19 protein-coding genes are annotated in these 19,741 nt (G+C 47.5%); all 19 read right to left on the reverse strand.

Annotated elements, in window-relative coordinates:
• Window positions 1–28: 28 nt before the first annotated feature.
• Entirely contained in the window at window positions 29–859 is an 831-nt protein-coding gene (locus ADJ74_RS01365; protein WP_050341332.1) for a transketolase, read from the reverse strand.
• Window positions 852–1,802 carry a hypothetical protein gene (locus ADJ74_RS01370; RefSeq protein ID WP_050341334.1) on the reverse strand — a complete coding sequence of 317 codons (951 nt, stop codon included), beginning with the start codon at window positions 1,800–1,802 and terminating at the stop codon, window positions 852–854. The genes ADJ74_RS01365 and ADJ74_RS01370 overlap by 8 nt, the downstream gene beginning before the upstream one ends.
• Before the next feature lie 10 nt (window positions 1,803–1,812).
• A complete protein-coding gene (gene gmd / locus ADJ74_RS01375) occupies window positions 1,813–2,844 on the reverse strand; it encodes a GDP-mannose 4,6-dehydratase (protein ID WP_050341336.1) in 1,032 nt (343 codons plus the stop codon).
• Window positions 2,841–4,385 carry a lipopolysaccharide biosynthesis protein gene (locus ADJ74_RS01380; RefSeq protein WP_050341338.1) on the reverse strand — a complete coding sequence of 515 codons (1,545 nt, stop codon included), beginning with the start codon at window positions 4,383–4,385 and terminating at the stop codon, window positions 2,841–2,843. Before ADJ74_RS01380 ends, gmd begins: the two co-directional genes overlap by 4 nt.
• A 140-nt stretch (window positions 4,386–4,525) precedes the next feature.
• Window positions 4,526–5,428, reverse strand: a complete 903-nt coding sequence (locus tag ADJ74_RS01385; protein ID WP_050341340.1) for a glycosyltransferase family 2 protein — start codon at window positions 5,426–5,428, stop codon at window positions 4,526–4,528.
• 74 nt (window positions 5,429–5,502) lie between these two features.
• Window positions 5,503–6,741, reverse strand: coding sequence for a hypothetical protein (locus ADJ74_RS01390; RefSeq protein ID WP_050341342.1), 1,239 nt, complete (start codon window positions 6,739–6,741; stop codon window positions 5,503–5,505).
• A 57-nt stretch (window positions 6,742–6,798) separates the two neighbouring features.
• On the reverse strand, window positions 6,799–7,755 hold the full coding sequence (locus ADJ74_RS01395; RefSeq protein ID WP_050341344.1) for a hypothetical protein: 957 nt from the start codon (window positions 7,753–7,755) through the stop codon (window positions 6,799–6,801).
• Window positions 7,756–7,783: 28 nt separating this feature from the next.
• Window positions 7,784–8,851: an NAD(P)-dependent oxidoreductase gene (locus ADJ74_RS01400; RefSeq protein ID WP_050341346.1), complete on the reverse strand. Its 1,068-nt coding sequence runs from the start codon at window positions 8,849–8,851 to the stop codon at window positions 7,784–7,786.
• A 48-nt stretch (window positions 8,852–8,899) separates the two neighbouring features.
• Window positions 8,900–9,622 (reverse strand): 2-C-methyl-D-erythritol 4-phosphate cytidylyltransferase, encoded by a 723-nt coding sequence (locus ADJ74_RS01405; RefSeq protein WP_050341348.1) that lies wholly within the window; start codon window positions 9,620–9,622, stop codon window positions 8,900–8,902.
• Between the two features lie 15 nt (window positions 9,623–9,637).
• A complete protein-coding gene (locus ADJ74_RS01410; RefSeq protein ID WP_050341350.1) occupies window positions 9,638–10,528 on the reverse strand; it encodes a phosphorylcholine transferase LicD in 891 nt (296 codons plus the stop codon).
• A 37-nt stretch (window positions 10,529–10,565) separates the two neighbouring features.
• Window positions 10,566–11,249, reverse strand: a complete 684-nt coding sequence (locus tag ADJ74_RS01415) for a sugar transferase (RefSeq protein ID WP_050341352.1) — start codon at window positions 11,247–11,249, stop codon at window positions 10,566–10,568.
• Between the two features lie 2 nt (window positions 11,250–11,251).
• A complete protein-coding gene (locus ADJ74_RS01420; RefSeq protein ID WP_050341354.1) occupies window positions 11,252–12,460 on the reverse strand; it encodes a DegT/DnrJ/EryC1/StrS aminotransferase family protein in 1,209 nt (402 codons plus the stop codon).
• 1 nt (window position 12,461) lies between these two features.
• Window positions 12,462–14,324, reverse strand: a complete 1,863-nt coding sequence (locus ADJ74_RS01425) for a nucleoside-diphosphate sugar epimerase/dehydratase (protein ID WP_071844279.1) — start codon at window positions 14,322–14,324, stop codon at window positions 12,462–12,464.
• 11 nt (window positions 14,325–14,335) lie between these two features.
• Entirely contained in the window at window positions 14,336–15,682 is a 1,347-nt protein-coding gene (locus tag ADJ74_RS01430) for a GumC family protein (protein ID WP_050341356.1), read from the reverse strand.
• A gap of 12 nt (window positions 15,683–15,694) precedes the next feature.
• On the reverse strand, window positions 15,695–16,453 hold the full coding sequence (locus ADJ74_RS01435; RefSeq protein WP_009754049.1) for a polysaccharide biosynthesis/export family protein: 759 nt from the start codon (window positions 16,451–16,453) through the stop codon (window positions 15,695–15,697).
• A gap of 34 nt (window positions 16,454–16,487) precedes the next feature.
• A complete protein-coding gene (locus tag ADJ74_RS01440; RefSeq protein WP_050341358.1) occupies window positions 16,488–17,429 on the reverse strand; it encodes an AEC family transporter in 942 nt (313 codons plus the stop codon).
• A 65-nt stretch (window positions 17,430–17,494) separates the two neighbouring features.
• Entirely contained in the window at window positions 17,495–18,283 is a 789-nt protein-coding gene (locus ADJ74_RS01445; RefSeq protein WP_050341359.1) for a PHP domain-containing protein, read from the reverse strand.
• Window positions 18,280–19,158 (reverse strand): 16S rRNA (adenine(1518)-N(6)/adenine(1519)-N(6))-dimethyltransferase RsmA, encoded by an 879-nt coding sequence (gene rsmA, locus ADJ74_RS01450; RefSeq protein WP_050341361.1) that lies wholly within the window; start codon window positions 19,156–19,158, stop codon window positions 18,280–18,282. The genes ADJ74_RS01445 and rsmA overlap by 4 nt, the downstream gene beginning before the upstream one ends.
• Window positions 19,155–19,694: a ribonuclease M5 gene (rnmV, locus tag ADJ74_RS01455; RefSeq protein ID WP_050341363.1), complete on the reverse strand. Its 540-nt coding sequence runs from the start codon at window positions 19,692–19,694 to the stop codon at window positions 19,155–19,157. Before rnmV ends, rsmA begins: the two co-directional genes overlap by 4 nt.
• Window positions 19,695–19,741 lie beyond the last annotated feature (47 nt).

Here is a 19,741-nt window from a genome sequence, read left to right on the forward strand (position 1 = left end):
GAACAATCTGTTACATACAAATATACCCCTAATACCTCTTCAATTCCCTAAATGCTTTTTCGACATCCTCTGGTTTATTGGGCATATAGCCATGCATTAAAGGCTTGTCATAAAGATATTCGAGCCCTTTCCCTTTGATGGTATTAGCAATAATACAACGCGGTCTAGATCTACGAGGAGAATGACTCGCTTTCAGAACAGGAACAAGCTCTTCATACGTATGTCCATCGACCTCCTGCACATCCCAATTACAAGCACTCCATTTCTCAGCAAAAGGTTCCATACGTAGCATGCGCTCAGTAAAATCTGAACATCCAAGCGCATTGCGGTCTACAATGACGACAAGGTTGCTCAGACCTTGATGCCCCGCAAACATAGCCGCCTCCCAAACAGAGCCTTCACAACACTCCGCATCGCCAACGAGGCAATATGTGTACCAATCCTCTCGGTTCAAACGTGCACCAAGTGCCAATCCTGCTGCAATCCCTAAGCCGTGCCCGAGAGAACCGCCATAAAAATCATAGCCGGGCAAAAACAAACTGCGAATATACTCGTAGTCTCCTCCAATGCGGATCATGTCATTGGTCTGTTCGGGGGAAAGATAGCCAATCTCCTCGAAGATTGGAAAAAGCATACCCGCACCATGTCCCTTACTCAGGACGAACCGATCCCTGCCTCCCCAGTTTGGATTTTCTGCTTGGTAACATAAAACTTCCTTATAGAGTGTTACCAAAATTTCCGTTGCCGAAAAAGCAGTCGTCACGTGACCGAATCCGAGTCGCGTAAAAATTTCCAAAAAACGCTTTCGCATCTGATAGGACAATGCGTACAACGATTCAAATTCACGTGCTTCAGCCATTATCCATCATCTCCTCAAAGGTCTTTTGCAGTCGTTTTCCAAGCGATTTTATATCATATCCCATTTCATCATAGATCGCATTGCGGTTCATAATACGCCCTTCCCAGTGCTTCGGTTCAACGCCCAAAGACCGAATCGGCTTTACGATCCCATGCTTAGAAAGAATTTCCATAATAAGTGAACCAAGCCCCGCGCAAACTGTTTGATCTTCCAGTGTCACAATGCACGAGAACTGTATCAAACGTTTCACCAACAAATCCATATCCATCGGGAACGCATAACAATCAAAAAAACTCGGAGACTCGCCCTCAATCTTAACCGAATTAATATTATCTTTCAGCACAGCGGAAAAATTTCCGGTCGTAATAACAGCAAATCGCTTCGAGGAATGCATCTCAAAAAAACCTTTTTGGAAGTCTACTTCACTCTCTTGATAATACTCTTTCGTTAAAAATTTATCAAATCGAATATACGTCGGCAACGAGGACATCACCAGCTCACGCGCTGCCGCTTTTGCAATAGAAGTATCGGATGGATTTACCATCTTTATGGAAGGAATCATGCGAACCATTGCAAAGTCTTCGAGCGGCATATGTGTGTATCCACATTCTGCCGAGCATGTCCCTGTATTGAGCGCTGCAACAGTAATCGGAATCCTAAGATCGCCCAAGAAATTGCGCAGCTGGTCGTACGCACGCGTCACAGGGAAAGGATTCAGACCAAAAGCAATGACATGCTTCCCACTCAGCGCAAGACCGGTCGCAACCGAGAGGAGGTTCTGCTCTGCAATGCCAACATTGACAAAGCGATGCGGAAATTTACGCCGAAATTCATCCAAACTCGGCGCGCCTAAGTCCGCAGATACAATAACGATGTCTTCTCCCTGCTCCGTCATCCGATAGATTTCAGAAAAGAACGCATCTCTTACACTCGGCAAACTCATCCCCGCCCTTTCAGGAGTGTATGTTCTCCAAATCCGCTGCAACCATCATTTTGACCAGTTCGGCAAATCCAATCTTGCGCTTCCAGCCCAGCTCTCTCTCTGCCTTCGTCGAATCTCCCCAAAGAAGCTCGACCTCTGCCGGACGATAGAACTGCTCTGCCACATCGACAAGAAGCTTTCCCGTTTTGGCATCGTAGCCTTTCTCATTGATGCCCTCACCTTCCCAGCGAATCGAAACGCCCGTCTCAGCAAAAGCTTTCTCAACAAACTCACGCACAGTATGGGTCTCATTCGTGGCAAGTACATAGTCCTCCGGATGCTCCTGCTGAAGTATCCGCCACATCCCCTCTACGTAATCCCCCGCAAAGCCCCAATCGCGCTTCGCCTCAAGATTTCCAAGGGTCAGTTTCTCCTGCAAGCCCTTCGTAATCCGAGCAACTGCAAGCGTAATCTTGCGTGTCACAAACGTCTCCCCGCGACGCGGTGACTCATGGTTGAAAAGGATTCCGTTGCACGCAAACATTCCATAGGACTCGCGGTAGTTCTTTGTAATCCAAAAGGAATAGAGCTTTGCCGCCCCATAAGGACTCTTCGGATAGAATGGAGTTGCCTCGCTCTGAGGCGCCGTCTCGGGCAAGCCCCCAAAAAGTTCTGAAGTCGATGCTTGATAGAAGCGTATCGGCAGCCCGCTCTGGCGTACTGCCTCAAGCAGACGAATCGTACCGACACCTGTTGCCTCTGCCGTATACTCCGGCACCTCAAACGATACTGCCACATGGGACTGCGCCGCAAGATTATAGACTTCATCCGGCCGGATCTCCTGAATCAAGCGGTGTGCATTGCTTGAATCCGTCATATCGCCATAGTGCAGGAAAACGCGATCGGCAAATACCGGATCGCCTAAAATATGATCGATCCGCTCCGTATTCTGACTGCTCTGTCTGCGAATGATACCGTGTACCTCATATCCCTTTTCCAGCAACAGTTCCGTAAGATATGAGCCATCCTGTCCTGTAATTCCTGTAATCAACGCTTTTTTCACTGAGATTTCCTCCCCCGAATTTTACTCATAAGAACTGCCCGTGCTTCGCCTGCGTACACACACATGCTTCGAAACTCCTCACGCCTATGAAACACAAGAATTTGCATTCCAAGCATCAAACCGGCCGCACAGAAACACTTGATCATCAGTCCCATATACGTCGATGAGAAAAAAGGTGCACTTAGTATCTGGTCAATCAACAGAATTTCGAGCAAAACCACGATACTCCACCATGCATGATTCCACCAGTAGGTCTTCATACTTCGTCGAAAGATCACACGAAAGACAAACTGAACGCGACCATATACGATAAACCCTAGCCCTGCAATCGTACCGATCATAACGCCGACAACACCAAGATACTGAGCCAATATCACCGATAGAATCAAATTTGTCACAGCAGACAGAACCATATAGCCGCGATCATTTTCAAAGACACCGTGTGTGCTTCGAAAATTGTATGCATTTTCAAACTGCATACCAAGAAAAACATTTACAGCCAAGGCCATCACATAGGCGTCGTCAAGCAGGAATTCCGTCCCAAAAAACAATGCCACAAAGGGTTGGAGTACAATGAAGTAGATACAGGCAATATACCCCCCCATCAAGAAGTAACCAAAGTCCAACATACGGTAAACACGATAGCTCTTTTCTCGATCATCCGTATAGACCAAATTCGCGACAGAGGGAATAATTCCCTGCAACATCTTATACAAGAGTTTATACACACCATCGCAGAGAAGAACATAGTTCGCTACCAGGCCAGCTGTACGAAGTCCTAGAAAAGACGAAATAATAATGCTGTCCGTGCCGAAATAAACAAGATATGATAGTTTATGGATAAGAAAATTTTTTATATCCACAAAGAATTTTCGCTGCCGTAAATCCTGTATTGTAACCCTCACCGTACGCAAGAATGGATATTCTCGTCCAAGCCGATGTGATATAATCAAGTTCGCCAAAATATTAAACCCAAGCGCGGTGAGGGCATACATCGTATAGCTCTGCCAAACAACAATCGCAGCAAACTTTATAAGATTCGCAGCAAACGAGCAGACGAGGTCAATACGGACACAAATATAGTCCTTCTGATCTGCCGTAAACAGCGTACGCCGATACGCTAGAAAATACGTACTCAGCACAGTACAAATCTGAATCACATAAATGAATTGCACATAGTGCCATTCGACACTGTTATCCCGCACAATCCATGGCAAAAAGAAGAACAGAACAACTCCGATGAGTGCAACCACGGTTCCTATGATGAGATAGATATACCGATAGATACTCATCAGCATATTGACTTCAGCTTCGTTCTTATTGGCAATCTCCCGATAGAGTCCATAGCTGACCACGGTGCTGATCCCTAGCTCCGCAATGGACAAGAGGGCAATTACGTTGGTGAACAGCCCCTCAAGACCAAGAAGTTCGATGGGAAGATTGCGCGTAAACGCCTGCCGGATCAGTATGCCGAGTACAGCCAATACAACATAAAGGAGCATCGCATATATGCTGTTGCGCAATACATTTGCTACTCGCATCGTTTACCTCTCTAAATAGAGTTATTTGTTCAGTACATTAAAATATATCGTTCCCCATAAATAAAAGCAGGCTATTCACTAAACAAGCCAATCCCTAACACTTCCCAAAGAAAACGACATTATTGCGCAGATAATTTATATCATAGTCCACGGTGACACCATCTGCATAGCCTGTTATTACATATATGCGGAACTGCAGATGGATGTTTAAGCCGAAGATACGCATAGTACACAGCCGTAGGAAGAGCCTTAAATATATATTCCAAGCATTTTCCTTTCATAGAAAGAATAGACAATAGTAGGGATAGTGGCATATTATCCTGCATAATTTTTTTTATTCGAGCACACCACCCTTGAGGTGCAGCACCATAATACAGTCTAGGATCCATTTGTAATTTTTCATAAATCGCAGCGGACTCAGTTTCAGTCAAGACTTGATTTGAACTAGCTCCCGACGCTGAAAAAAATGCGGTAAATATGTCGCTGTACTTAATTCTTATCGTTTTATCTAATTGGCACTGCATAGAAAGTTTATAATCACTGATAAATTTTAATTCGCGATCATAGGGATATTTTTCTAGAACATGTCGCCCAATATACGCACCTTCAGTGGGAATGCAAATCAATCCATTTCGTATCCTCTGCGTATTACAAAAAGGATACTGCAACAACGTCTTTTCATCTATATTATATCTATTGCATGACAAAAAATCCGGTTTGTCCTGAAGCTCTCTTACCACAGCATCAATAATACCGGGGTCTAAAAGTGCGTCATCCGAACCGAGTATATTGATATAATCTCCTGTTGCAAGTGCAATTCCTTTTCCCACCGCATCACAAATGCCATTGTCCGGCTCACTAATCCATCGAATTCTATTCCCATATTTTTTTATTATATCAATCGTTCTATCTGTAGATCCTCCATCCACTATAATATACTCAATATTGTGATAGGTCTGATCCAGTATGCTGGATATAGTTTGCTCCAATGTCTTTTCCGAATCAAACGTGGCTGTAATAAACGTAATCTTCGGTTGATACATAGTTTCCCTCACTTTTTTCCATGAATTTCATCTTCCGAATCTATCTTTTCAAGAGAATGTCTCTAAAAGGAATCTTAACGTGCGGAGTGCACAGTCTCAGCGGATCTCAATGACATAAAAAATAAAATAGGAAGAATTATTTTCCCATCAAAGAAAATCCCACCTTGGATACACGAAGCAACAATCCATATCCCGCATACCAAAATCAGCATCACATGGGAGCCTTCTGTATATTTCCATACTGTAAGAATATAGTCTGAAACAAAATTTATAACCACCGCAACAAGCCCAACGATACCAAGCTGATACACGAAAGCTAGAACTTGTAGTTCATATTCCCAGTAGTTAATATCATTCCTGATATTATTCGCTATATATGCTCCCATACCCGCTCCTAAGAAAGGCGTCTCCAAAACTGCATCCATCAGATCATTATATTGTCGTATTCGTTCAAAATTAGATGCATTCGTCCTTTCGTTGATGAATATACTTTGAAAAAAATCAAACAGTTCCTTTTCAAATAAAAGCCCTATAATCACCACAAAAATCATAGTGCATAGCGGGAGTGCAAGGCGCCCCCAATAGCAATCAAGAATACGGTTCATTGTAGTTTTAGCCGCAATCAGCGTAGCTAACACAAAAACTAAAACATCTACTCTCCCATAATCAATCAAAACAAAAACTAACCCCAGGAACCAGACAAAAGGATTCACGCCCTTGTTCTTATATGAATGCAGCAACAAGATAATAAGAGGAACTATATTTAATCCTGTCGACAGCCTTGGCAGCAGTCCCAGAACTCCGTCCGTCCCCTGTAGAATTGCGCCCACTGTATCTATTGACATCCCTCTGTTTTTTACCCATTCGGATAGTGCCGCTATAAGAACACTATCTGGTATAAGACCAAGTACCGCGCCGACTCCTGTGAGTACATAGGCCAAAAACCAAAGTATCATCACGTAATATAAATATTTCTGAATCAACATTACATCCAAGAATTTATTCTTGTACGAAAAAATAACGATTTTCCACGACAGCCACAAGGCAGCAAAAGCAAACATTTCATTAAGTGTATGCTCGTAAAATCCATTATGTATGCCATATAACGTAGAACAAAATAGATATACAAAAAAAACAACGTCATTAACTTTTACTGGAATGAATATCTGCTTTCGAAAGGTAACCAGCACCACCGACAGGAATATAAAAGTCAAATAAAATATGCGGCTGACTATTTTTATATCAGAAGAAAACTGACCTATTGCATACAACAGAAAAAAGATAATCAAACAGGCATTTAGTGTCTTTTTCATGATTTCCCCAATAAAAATGTAAAATCACACGATCACTTCAAACAAAACCATCTAAGCTCAAAACAAATAGTTTAATAGAGCAGCAGAAGATATATCTGGTCTGTTCTCATAGTTCACTTCTTCTTTCCTCCTGACCCACTCCCAATCAATATCTTCAACGTGAGCAAAGGAACGCATATATCGTGCATCATAAAAAGGAATGTTTTTTAAATCCGGATTATTTGACAGCAGCTTTTTATTATAGCAAAGTGCTTCCAAATAGCGGAGCGACTGCGCTTTTTGTCCTTCTGGCAAAATCTCCAAAATACAATTCGTAGCCAGGACATCTGCCAGAACCTTTGCATAGGGTAACGGCTTTCTTAGCATCTCACAGTAATCAACCTTTTTCCAGATACTGTATAGCTTAAAAAGATAATCTACTCCATTATCACTACAGGCTTTATTAATTTCCCTTAGGATTTTTTCGCGTCCTTTTAACGAAGAGATATAGTATAGATCCGATGTTATATGAGAAGGAGCAACATCATCATAGCGAGAGTAATAAGAAAACCCTATATACGTATACCCATATTCAATGCAATCATGGAGATCATACGACATAATCATATCCCATGAGAACTGGTTGATTCTCTTCTTGACTTCCAACATATGTTTTGACTGCCCATGCATCGAGTCGACCATGAGCAGAACAAATTTTACCGTTGGATGATTACGCTTTAATTTTTCCCAAAAAGACAATGTGGGCAGTGACATTGCCATGCTGTTTATAAGTAAATAGCCAACAGAAGGTAACAAGCGCTCAATTTTTTCATAATGAAACCATATATCACGGTAGGGAAGCCATAGATATTCCCCAATTCGCTTATTGGTATGTAATTTATAGACAAAGGATAGGAACGTGTTGTAGGGCGTTGTCATAATATACTTGTTTATTGTCGGTACTTCACATAGATCCTTGAATAGATAATATGCTCCTGAGTCTATGACAAATAAAACCTCTGATGGTTTTGCCATCCAGTCCCGCCCTCCGATCAAAAATCTGTTAGGAATACGATCCCATCATCCGCTCAAACATATCCTGCAAGCCCCAACGCGGCTGCCAGCCGAGCGTTTGAATTTTCTTTGTATCAAGATTCATATAGAGTTCCGGCGGGTAGACGGCTGCACTCTTTTCATCCTCGCGAATAACAACACCTACAGGTGATCCGTATTTTTCCTGAACAATCGGAAGATGCGCTACACATTCTGCCATCTCACGAATCGAGCAGTAGGCGACTTCATTCGCCGCATTATAAGCCTCGCCGTTTTTTCCGCAGAGGAGGACAGAAAGGATAGCGGTGACTGCATCCGCAGTATATAGATACGAGTGCTCCGTACCACCTTTGGTCTTGAGCACAATATCTTCACCGCGTAAGGCAGACCGCATGAACTGTGCAAACACACGATTCTCATTCTGATGCACGCCCGCACCAAACGTCTGTGTAAGCCGTATCACCTTCGCCGGAACACCATACTCCGCAGCATAGGAACAGCAAAGAGACTCGATCATACGCTTTACCTCGGGATAAGAGCTGCGCGGCTGCATTGTATTGACAAAACTCTCGTGCATTTCATCCACTTTTTCTCTGCGGTGAAGCGCACCATAGACCTCCATACTGGACAAAAAAAGAAAGGATTGGATTTGTTTCTCACGCGCCATTTCGAGAAGTGAAACCGCCCCCGTAAGATTTTCACGGATGGTCTCTACCGGATACTCGGCAAAGTAACGGCTTGCTGTCGGGCTTGCTCCATGGATGATATAGTCAACATTTTCCTGAATGGAGGGGATCTTCGTAAGATCTCCATGCAGAAAGAAGAGGGGTGCTCCTGCTTCTAAAAGTTCCTGAAAACGTATTTTGGCACGTTCTTCATCGCGAATCAGGGCTAAAATACGCAGGGGAATCTCTCGATACAGAGCGGCGTAGGAGAGCGCAGAGATGAGATTAAATCCGAGGAGTCCGGTACCACCTGTAATAAGTACAGTCTTCTCCCTCATGTCTTCCCATGGCAAAAAATGGACATTCGCAATATACTCCATATCCTCACGAAATACATCATTTTCTATCCACATAGCAATTCCCTCTCTGGCGAAAAACATTTTTAGAGCCACGGTGATAACTTAGAGTCCGACAATCTGCATATTCTCCTGTGCATCTAAGAGCGCACGGAAGAGATAGAAGTCGGTCGGCGTTGTAATCTTGATATTCTCAACAGGTCCTGTTACCGTGTATAGGCGTGTGCCGTAGTACTGCATCATCATTGCCGAGTCTATAAAATCGTCCCGTCCCTCCGCCTGCGCCTGCAAATGCGCTTGGTAGAGTTCTGTAAGGTAAAAGCACTGTGGCGCGCGCGCCATGGCACAACGGGAACGGTTGAAAATTTGACCGACCATATCCTTCTCATCCTGCACGAAGATCGTTTCAATCGCAGGAGTGGTTGTTACGGCATTTCCATGGAGCGCCACCGATGCCAAACACGAAGTAATCGTTTCCTCATCAATGAGAGGGCGCACGCCATCATGTACTAAAACAATATCTTTTTCACTCTTTGAGATCTCTCGCGCACGACTGAGTCCTTCGAATATCGACTCCTGGCCTGTTGATCCGCCAGGGACTATATCAACGACCTTATTCATGTGATACGCACGAATCAGCTTCTCAGCATAATCAATCCAGGATGTAATACAGACAAGTACGATCGCATCGATCTGAGGGTGATTCTGAAAGTGCTCCAACGTATAGATCAAAACAGGCTTCCCGTGCATTTCTAAAAACTGCTTTGGTAGAGCCCTCGTATTCATGCGCTTGCCCGCACCGCCGGCAAAGATCACTGCAATATTCATAGAAGAAACCTACCTCTACTCCGAGCTATTATTCGTCAAGTAATATATCCCCTTGTATTTTTGATAGGAATTATCCAAGTCAATAAAAACCGTATTATGCTTTGCCACTCTATCTTTCACAGGCGGAAGCTGCATATAATCCCCCCATACTGCACGAAGATAGGGATCATAGCCCTGCATAACCGGCATCATACGATCCTCAAAAGGAACCATTGTCGTATGACTAAACCATTCCTTTGGCAAAACACGCAACATTGATCTTAGCCCCGATGACAATTCAACACAGTAGGCCGATTCAGCATGTTCATACCGTGTCATTTTTTTCTTTGCATAACTCCATATTTTATAACGAAGACTTTTTGATCTACATAGCTTCAGCAAAACAAAGGATAGTCCGCGAAGAATCTTCCCCTGACGATCCGGCAACCTCTGTGCATTAAACAGGGAGTAAAGCATAGCCCAGAATATCTGAATTTTGGATGCAATCCACCCATCCGGTCTTGTATCAATGGGGAGCAAGTCTATTTGGAGTCCATGATGAATATCATCATTCACACTATGGTAGTTGATAAATGTCGTATTATTATCACGAATAGACGCTCCCGTATCGTGATAATTTTCCTTTTCATTTGTCCTACAGTACGAATAGCGTTCTGTATCCGCATATTTATTCCATAGAAAAGGAAGGCGTTCATAATCCTGGCGGAGCATAAAAATATCAACATCATCATCCCACGGAATAAAGCCTTGATGTCTTATCGCTCCGATCAGCGTACCTCCTGCAAGATAAAATTGCAGATTATGTTTATTGCAAAAGTCTTGAAAATAACACAATATTTTATACGATTTTCGTTGAATGCCCCTTATCTCATCTGGAGTTGCTTCTTCCAGTTTTTCGACTTGCATGGACGATATCCCCCACCACACTCTATCACTGCATATATTACAAAACTGCCCGTACAGTCTTCAGCATAAGAAAAAAATCCGTCGCTAAATTAAATTTCTGCAGTGAAAGAAGATTTACTTTCATCTTTTCTGGTAAGACCTTATTGACATATACATCATCTACATTAACCGCACCCTCCAGCAAGCGGCTCTCATCTTTGTAACTGATACTGGCTTCACTCGTAACCCCTGCTGGCATGAGAAGTGTTGCACGCATTTCTTCCGTATACTGCGCAACATACTTTGGAACTTCCGGGCGCGTCCCTACAAAAGTCATATCGCCTTGCAAAATATTGATCAGCTGTGGCAACTCATCAAGCCTCAGATCACGAATTTGCCTTCCGACTTTTGTAATGCGTGCATCATTATCACTTGTAACCTGCGCACCAACACTTTCAGCATTTTGAACCATTGTGCGAAATTTATATATATAAAATTCTTTTCCGTAGCGCGTGATACGCTTCTGCCGAAAAAAAATTTCGCCTGGTGAATCTATTTTGATACAGATAGCCAAAACAAACAATATCGGCAAAAGAAGAATGAGTAAAATCCCCGCAATGATTCGATCCAAAAGGAACTTTAAAAAAAGTTGATATTTCTTCCCATGCAAAACATCATAATATGACCTTATCGAGGGATGTTGCATATCCTGTGGCAGATCACACCAATCTCGCAGAATCATACTCAAAGCTCCGATAAAACTTCACGGAAATTCTGCACAACATAGTCAACATCCTCATCTGTTAACCTGGTATGCAAAGGCAAGGTAATTTCGTTCTGAAACATCTGATAGGCATTGGGATAATTTTCAATGGAGAAGCCCAACTTTTTGTAGGCAGTATGTAAAGGAAGGGGTTTATAGTGGACGTTTGTAGCTATCCCACGTTCTGCCATTCTCACGATACATTGATTGCGCTGTTCTATATCTGCATTCAGAATCCGAACCAAGCAGAGATGTCCGCTGCTTGTGTATTGTGTCCCGTAATGCTCCGCAATCTCTATAGGCTCACCTTTAAGACCTCTGGCATAGGATTCAAGGATCTGTCGACGACGTTTCAGCAAAGCAGGATACCTCTGCATCTGAACCAATCCTATTGCTGCCATAATATCCGTCATATTACACTTATAGTAAGTTCCTTCAATATCGTATTCCCACGCCCCTAGTTGTGTCTTCGCCAATGCATCCTTAGACTGACCATGCAGCGATAGAAGTTGATATTGACGGTAGATTTCCTCATCATCCAGCTGAAGATCTTTCCGCCATACAACAGCACCTCCCTCTGCCGTTGTAAAGTTTTTGACTGCATGGAATGAAAAAGAGGTGAAGTCAGCAATCTCCCCCACCATCTTATTTTGGCGCATTGCACCAAAAGCATGTGCAGCATCTGCAACAACAACAACATGCCCTATTTTTTCTTGAATCGTATTCTTAGGATGAAATATGGGGGTTTTTTCATTAACGATTGAAAAGATGCGTTGATAGTTGCAGGGAATCCCCCCCACATCTACAGGGATAATTGCCTTTGTACGGGATGTAATCGCATCTCTCAGCGCATCATAATCCATCTCATATGAGTCAGATGCCGTATCCACCAGCACTAAACGAGCACCTACATGCTCTACAACACTTGCAGAAGCTGTATAGGTATATGCGGACGTAATTACCTCATCGCCCTCACCAATCCCAAGGACACGCAAGGTGAGCTCCAACGCAGCAGTTGCAGAATTTAAACAAACAGCTTTGGGCGTATGACAAAAATCCGCAATATATCGTTCCAACTGCTTCGTACGCGGTCCCGTCGTAATCCACCCTGAACGCATTGCCTCTGCCACTTCTGCAATCTCTGCTTCCGTAATATCCGGTGGGGAAAAAGATACTGTTCTTTTTTTCATTTCAAATCGCTCTCCTTTGATTTTCGATATCCTCGAGTTGCTTACTTCGGTATGTTGGAATCATCTGCTGTAATGTTTTTATTACAATGATTTGATCTTGTGTATGAGACAAGATCTTTAGGTTTTCCCTAAGAGTCTCTGTGTTCAGAGGTGAGATCCTAGCCTTATAGATTTTTTTATGCTTCGTACTTGTCGTCCCCTCCTCACTCGTGAGGAGCTCCTCATATAATTTTTCTCCGGGTCGCATTCCAGTATAGATGATGTTGACATCCTTGTTTGGTGTCAATCCGTGCAGCCTAATCAGGTCACACGCCATATCATTAATTTTCACAGGTTCTCCCATATCGAACAGGAATACCTCCCCGCCCTCCGCCTGACTGCCCGCCTGCAAGACAAGCTGCACAGCCTCAGGGATGGTCATAAAGAATCGGGTCATCTCCGGATGGGTGACCGTAACAGGCCCGCCCGCTGCAATTTGACGTTCAAAGAGAGGCACGACACTCCCCCGGCTTCCCAGAACATTACCAAATCGGACGGTGACAAATTTCGTCGCACTGTTTTGGTTGATTTCCTGCAAGACAAGCTCTGCTGCACGCTTTGTCGCTCCCATAACACTGGTAGGATTGACTGCCTTATCCGTAGAAATCAGGACAAATATCTCACTGCGGTATGTATCTGCCAGCTCCGCTACGTTTTTTGTGCCAAATACGTTGTTATGAACCGCTTCTTCGGGCTGCATCTCCATCAACGGGACATGCTTATGCGCAGCGGCGTGGAAGACCACTTCAGGATGATATTGCTGAAACACTTCTTCCATGCGGGTTTTCTCCGTGACGTTTGCAATAATTGTGCGATATGACTGCGCCGGAAACTTTACTTTCAGTTCTTGGTAAATTTCATAAATACTATTCTCTCCGCGCCCCAATAAAAGTATTTCTTTTGCACCGACACGGCTGATCTGACGTGCTAATTCCGATCCGATCGAACCACCCGCTCCAGTGATTAAAACAGTCTTTCCCGCTATGTAGTGCGTAATTTTATCAAAATCAAGGTGAATCGGTTCACGCCGCAAGAGATCCTCAAGCCGTATGTCACGAAGCCGCCGCATCCCCGGCTGCATACGCACATTATCCGTCATCTCATACAGTCCCGGCATGATACGCACAGCGCAAGAAGTTCGACGACATATATCGGTGATTCTGCGTATCTTATCCCCACCTGCTGAGGGGATAGCGACGATGAGCATTTCTATATGATGCGTTTGAACAAGTTCAGGAATATCGTCCGTCCCGCCCAGAATGGAAACCCCCGCCAAGCGATTATTTTTTTTCTTTGCATCATCATCAACAAAGCCAATAATTTTAACTGCCGCCGCATCGTTTTGCTCGATTTCCCGCGCAATCATGGCACCTGCGTCACCAGCACCAACAATCAAAAGGTTTTTATACGTCTGCTCTCGTTCTTTTCCTATATTCAGATTTATCTTAAAGGCAAGCCGGCTCAGTCCGACTCCCCCCAACACCAACATCCATGAGATCGGAAAGATGCTTTTGGATATGTTCTCACCTGCATAAAAAAGAAGCAAAAACATACCAGTCTCTGCCAGGGTAACGGCCCCTACAATGGCATAAAGATCGCGCATGCGGGCATAGCGCCACATACGATGATACATGCCGAAAAAATAGAATACGGCAATCCCGAAAGCGATACAGGGAAGCATCCATACACGAAGCACGGTAGCTTCATATGCCGGCAGAACACCATCAAATCGAAGCAAGGATGCAAAAAGGGGCATGACCCCGAGGATAACAGCATCCAATATAATAAGTTTAATTTTATTCCGTATATCCTCTAAAGATGACATGCTCCACCCCGCTATTCTATCTTCCGATAAAGTATCAATCCGTAGCCAAAACTAAGAAGAACACCTATGGCAAAACCAATCGCTGTGATCAGCATCTTACGCGGTGCAGCAGGTCTATCCTCATCCGGCAGATTCGCCGGGTCAATGATCTGGATGTCCATACTCTCCATCGCTGCCTGCAGTCGGTTTTGCTCATACTGCTTGACGAGATTCGCATAGACTTCATTCTTGATTTTTGCTTCACGCGTGAGGCGCATATACTCGGCAACATCGTCGGGGAACGTGCCGAGTTCCTCCTCCCTCTTGCTCCGCTGTGCCTTCAATGCCTGCTCACTCGCCTGTGCCACCGCGAGGTTGACCGATGCGAGGGCGCGCTCCTTGCTCAGTTCGGAGTGTGTCGGATTCAGCGTCGTCGCCCCGGAGTCGACACTCGAGACAACCTCAGCATTGAGGCTCGCACGCAGCTGATCCAGTTCCTTCTGCGCCTTCTGGACGCTCGGATGCAGCTCTGTGTAGTTCTGCTCGAGCCCGGCGAGCTCGACGCGCTTGCTGACAATCTGATCGCGTATTTTCTGTACAGTCGTATTGTCAGAGATGCTGTACGCCTTGCTGCCGCTTTTTTGCTCACCGAGTTTTTCGTTCGCAGCACTGAGCGATGCCTGTGCCGAGGCAGCCTCGACCTCTGCCTTGCCGATCTCCTTGTCATACGCGGCCATCTGCTCGATCACTGCTTTTGCCTGATCAGTAGGGCTGTATACCTTATGCTCACGGCTGAACTGCGCGAGTTTATCCTCAGCTTCTTCCGCCTCCTGCTTCGTTCCGTTGATGCGTTCATCGAGGAACTTCATAAGGAGAGACTGCGTCTGTTGATTCATATCCGTCTGCATGAGGAGGAAGTTGTCGACGACATTCTGCGAGATCTGCTGTGCTTCCTCAGGACTTTTTCCGCGCGCCGTCACCTCGATAAGGTTTGTCCCTTTGGTATTCTTGATATCGAGATGGCTCTTAGCGAAGGACTTTGCGTCGGGCTTTTTCTCTGTACCAAAGTCAATAGAGTCGATAATCGGGTCGAGCACGGTGCGCGACTTCATCAACTCGATATAATTCATCGTTGGAGAGGAGACACTCCCACCTCCCACACCAAGAGCAGTCATAGCAGCGGCAGCACCCGAGATATCCATCTTCGTTGCCGTACGTGTCTGAACGAGGGTCGTAGACTCATACTGCTTGGGCAGGAGAAAGGAGATCACGAGAGCAACCAGCGTACAGACGCCCACGATGCAGAAGATCACAGGCTTGTGGTCGCACATGATCTGAAACAGTCTTGAGAGGTCAATCGAGTCTTCGTTGCGATCCATGCTGTCCTCTTTCTAGTCCGCCAATGCTTTATACATCGTAAATACGTTCAGATACGGCAGGACATCCTCTTGGAACTTGATGCCATTCGAGGTCGGTACGTAGACGATATCTCCGTCCTGCAGTGCCAAATTCTGCGTCAGATCATGCTTCTTGATGTAGTTCTTCAGGTTCACCTGTTTATAGTACATTGTATCGCCGACGACGCGGATCACCTGTACCTGTGTGCTGCGTCCACGATTCGTAAAGCCGCCTGCCGAGGTGATCGCCGCATACGCGTTCAGTGTGTCGGCAGACATCTCCTTGATGCCTGGCTCTCGCACCTCTCCCATGACATAAATGTTCCGTTTTCCGTATGTCTTAACGCCGACGGAGAGCTCCGGAAAGCGCAGGTAGCGGTGCATTCGCTCGGAAATCAAGTCCTGCGCCTCATCAAGTGTAAGTCCTGCCAACCGCAGCGAACCCGCATAGGGGAGCTGGGCGTAGCCATCGGGACCGATCATGACAGAATCAAGAGCCGCTGCCCCATTCCCTAAGGCAGAGTTGAACCCGACGACTTGGACACTGAGCACATCATATTTGCTCAGTCGGTACGTCTCGCCATGGCGATCTCCGATCGTTGTCGCCATCCGGAAGTCTCCTCCTTCGACGACATGATACGGCGCATCCGTGCTTGGTGCAGGCTCGTTTGCCTGTGCTGCCTGCGGCATCCATATAAGCCCTGCGGCAAGTGCCACTGCGCAGACTCCTGCCCGTTTCTTTTTCCACGTCATGGTACAATTCTCCTTTATTTTGATGCAGAATGCTTTAGAACAGCTCCAATGTCTTGAACAAAAATACCCAGCCGAAGATGGTAAAGCAGGAAAGTGCGCTGCTGTAGACGACACTGTTGCCCGCGAGCTCGGCGTCCGCCTGCATCTGCTGTGCCATGGCAAAGCCTGCAACGGCACAGGGCGTGGCAAAGATTGCGGTGAGCGTGACAAGCTCGACGCCGCGAAAGCCGAGTGCAACGGCACAGGCGAGTACGACGGCAGGTACGAGGACAAGGCGCGCAGTGACCGAGAAGATGAGCTGGAGCAGATGCGTGTGATAGCTGCCGCCATGGAATGACGCCCCGAGGATGATGAGTGCGACAGGCGTGGTCGCCGCCGCGATCTGTGCGACGGGCTTCAGGACGGGCGCAGGAATCGGCAGTTCTGCGACGCGGCACAATGCTCCTAGTATCGCGCCGAGAATCATCGGGTTCATAACAACGCCGCGCAGGATATGCGGCAGGTTGAATTGCCTGCCGCGAAATGTCTCAAGAATAAAGACGCTGAGAATGTTGTAGAGGGGAACAATGACGGCGATCATCATGGTCGGGATGGCAATCGCCTCGTCCCCAAAGATGTTGCCGACAAGCGGGACGCCCATGAGGACGTAGTTGCCGCGAAAGCTCGCCTGGATCATCGGGCCGCGCCGTGCATTGTCCTTCTCGATCATGCAGACGATCGCACCGAAGACGAGCGCCGTCAGGATGACGCCGCACGCACCGAAGACCATGAGCATCGGCTGAAACGCCTTCTGCGGGTCAGAGACGTAGATGTTGTAGAACATCATGAAGAAGAAGAACACACGGAACACCATACGGTTCACGTGCTTCAGTTCTTCCTCGGTAAGGAGGCGTACGTGCTTAACGAAAAGCCCGACGGCCATCAAGCAGAATAGCGGGACGACGCCGCCGAGTGCAACAAAAAAATTACTCAACACGACGAATCCCTCCGTCCATTGTCCTATATTATAGCAGGAAAAGAAAAAGAGGGCAATAAATAGCTTCACTCGTCACAAATCTGCATTTTCCGCTCGCGGAAGGTGACGACGGTGAGGTCAAAGGCATGGGCAAGCTCACGCCCACGGTCACAGCGCGCACCGATCGCCTCTGGGACATGGGCATCCGATCCGATGGTGACATAGCGTCCGCCGAGTTCGCGGTAGCGGCGGCAGACGGGCGCCAGTTCCTTGATGCCGCGCGGCGTGCCGAGGCGGCGCGTATTGATCTCGATCACGGTGTCCGTCTCGATGAGCGCACGCAGGACGGCGTCGATGTCGCCTGTGAAGTCGCCATAGCTGATCTCGGGATGAGCGAACGTGGCATTCCTCGCGATGTAGTCGATGTGCGCGAGGGCGTCGATGAAGGGATGCGCGTAGATCTCGTCGCGCATGACGGTAAAGTACTCATGGTACATCTCCGCCTTTTCGCGCCCCGCAAAGGTCTCAGGATAGTAGAGATCCTTGCACTCCAAAAAGTGAATCGAGCCGAGGACAAAGTCAAACGGAACACGCTGCACGAACGCGGCGTTTTTTTTGCGTGCGCTCGCCATCATTCCCATCTCGACACCGAGCGAAAGATTCCCCGCTGCGCGCAGGGGCTCGTACGCCGTCCAATACGCCTCGGGATCAAAGATGAACTGCTCCTTTCCCGCCGACGGGTAGTCATAGTCGAGGTGCTCGGTGAAGACAAGTCCGATTCCCTGCTCCTCTGCACGGGCAAGTGCCTCCTCTGCCCGCATCTCAGAGTCAGCAGAAAATGATGTATGAATATGGCTGTCAAAGAACATGGTCATTCCTCCTCCGGCAAAATCGCGCCCACGGCATCCGACAGGCGGGCGAAGTCCGCGAGGGAGAGCTGCTCGCCGCGCAGCGATTCGGCAATCCCTGCCGCCGCAAGTCCTGCACGGCACAGTTCCTTCGTCAGCCCCGCCCCCGTGAGGGCATTGAGGAGGGTCTTGCGCCGCTGTCCGAAGGCAGCGCGAACGAGACGGAAGAACAGCTTTTCATCCGTTGGACAGACAGAAGGTGTCTCCCGCACACGACAGGCGATCACGGCACTCGTGACCTCAGGGGCAGGCATGAAGGCGCGCGGCGGCACGTCCATCACGATGCGCGCATCCGTATGATACTGCACGGCAACGGAGAGCGCACCGTAGTCCTTCGAGCCGGGGCGCGCGGTCATACGGACGGCGACTTCCTTCTGCACCATGGTCACCATGCGCTCGATAGGCAGATGCTGTTCGAGGAGTGCCATGAGGATCGGGGTGGTGATATAGTAGGGAAGATTCGCAACGACTTTGAACCGCTCTCCCGCACCGAGGTTCAGGATGCGGAGGATGTCCAGCTTCAGGATGTCGCCCGGCACGACGGTCACGTTGTCATAGCCCTTCAGTGTCTCGGCGAGGACGGCAGGAAGTTTTTTGTCCAGTTCGACGGCGACGATGCGCGCACCGCTCTCGGCGAGCCCCTGCGTCAGCGTGCCGATGCCGGGGCCGATCTCGAGGACAGTATCTGAGCGGCTGAGGTCAGCCGCATCCACGATGGCGCGCACCACGCCCGCATCCACGAGGAAGTTCTGCCCGAGCCGCTTGCTCGCGCGCAGGTGAAAGGCGCTCAGGATGTGGCGCGTGACCTTGGGGTCGGCGATCACGGGGATACTTGCGTTCATTCCATGTCCTCCCATGCGGCAGTAAACTCCGCGCGTGTAATGCCATAGGTGTTGAGTCGGCGCAGAAATGTCTTTGCATTCGCAAAGCCGAGCCCAAGACGGCGTCCGAGCTGTGCGCGCCGTTCGGCGGCGTCCCCCGTTCCTGTCAGTCCCGCCTGCATCATATCGCTCATCGAAAACGTCTCCTCCGGTTCTTCCATCGGCGTGCGTACCTTGTCGAGCGCTGCACGGACAGCCGCGGGGGATGCCTGCTCCACGCCGATGTCGCCGTCCCCTGCATTCGTCGCGTCCTCCACAGGGATAAAGGCATGGCGGGCACGCGGAAACATCTCGGTCAGGCGCGCACGGATGCGCTCACCGACTGTATCGGGATCGGTGAGGATGATGATACCGCGCTTTTCATAGGCGGCACGGATATTTTTGATCGCCGCATTGCGCAGGCGAAATCCGTCGGTGATGATGCAGTCCGCATCGACGGCGCGCCGCACCGCCGCAACGTCCATCTTGCCCTCGACGATGATGACTTCTTTGATCACAATCGGCTCTTACACTCCTCATCCTGACACGTCACTGTATTCGCCAC

This window comes from Selenomonas sp. oral taxon 478, from assembly GCF_001189555.1.
In the GTDB taxonomy this organism is placed as follows: domain Bacteria; phylum Bacillota; class Negativicutes; order Selenomonadales; family Selenomonadaceae; genus Centipeda; species Centipeda felix.

Excerpts from the sequence above, each read along its gene's own strand:
- ADJ74_RS01370 (WP_050341334.1), bottom strand. The coding sequence starts at position 1,802 with ATGAGTTTGCCGAGTGTAAGAGATGCGTTCTTTTCTGAAATCTATCGG.
- ADJ74_RS01400 (WP_050341346.1), bottom strand. The coding sequence starts at position 8,851 with ATGTGGATAGAAAATGATGTATTTCGTGAGGATATGGAGTATATTGCG.
- ADJ74_RS01365 (WP_050341332.1), bottom strand. The coding sequence starts at position 859 with ATGGCTGAAGCACGTGAATTTGAATCGTTGTACGCATTGTCCTATCAG.
- ADJ74_RS01385 (WP_050341340.1), bottom strand. The coding sequence starts at position 5,428 with ATGTATCAACCGAAGATTACGTTTATTACAGCCACGTTTGATTCGGAA.
- ADJ74_RS01380 (WP_050341338.1), bottom strand. The coding sequence starts at position 4,385 with ATGCGAGTAGCAAATGTATTGCGCAACAGCATATATGCGATGCTCCTT.
- ADJ74_RS01390 (WP_050341342.1), bottom strand. The coding sequence starts at position 6,741 with ATGAAAAAGACACTAAATGCCTGTTTGATTATCTTTTTTCTGTTGTAT.
- rsmA (WP_050341361.1), bottom strand. The coding sequence starts at position 19,158 with ATGAACGCAAGTATCCCCGTGATCGCCGACCCCAAGGTCACGCGCCAC.
- ADJ74_RS01425 (WP_071844279.1), bottom strand. The coding sequence starts at position 14,324 with ATGTCATCTTTAGAGGATATACGGAATAAAATTAAACTTATTATATTG.
- ADJ74_RS01435 (WP_009754049.1), bottom strand. The coding sequence starts at position 16,453 with ATGACGTGGAAAAAGAAACGGGCAGGAGTCTGCGCAGTGGCACTTGCC.
- ADJ74_RS01415 (WP_050341352.1), bottom strand. The coding sequence starts at position 11,249 with ATGATTCTGCGAGATTGGTGTGATCTGCCACAGGATATGCAACATCCC.
- ADJ74_RS01445 (WP_050341359.1), bottom strand. The coding sequence starts at position 18,283 with ATGACCATGTTCTTTGACAGCCATATTCATACATCATTTTCTGCTGAC.
- ADJ74_RS01405 (WP_050341348.1), bottom strand. The coding sequence starts at position 9,622 with ATGAATATTGCAGTGATCTTTGCCGGCGGTGCGGGCAAGCGCATGAAT.
- ADJ74_RS01410 (WP_050341350.1), bottom strand. The coding sequence starts at position 10,528 with ATGCAAGTCGAAAAACTGGAAGAAGCAACTCCAGATGAGATAAGGGGC.
- ADJ74_RS01420 (WP_050341354.1), bottom strand. The coding sequence starts at position 12,460 with ATGAAAAAAAGAACAGTATCTTTTTCCCCACCGGATATTACGGAAGCA.
- ADJ74_RS01395 (WP_050341344.1), bottom strand. The coding sequence starts at position 7,755 with ATGGCAAAACCATCAGAGGTTTTATTTGTCATAGACTCAGGAGCATAT.
- ADJ74_RS01430 (WP_050341356.1), bottom strand. The coding sequence starts at position 15,682 with ATGGATCGCAACGAAGACTCGATTGACCTCTCAAGACTGTTTCAGATC.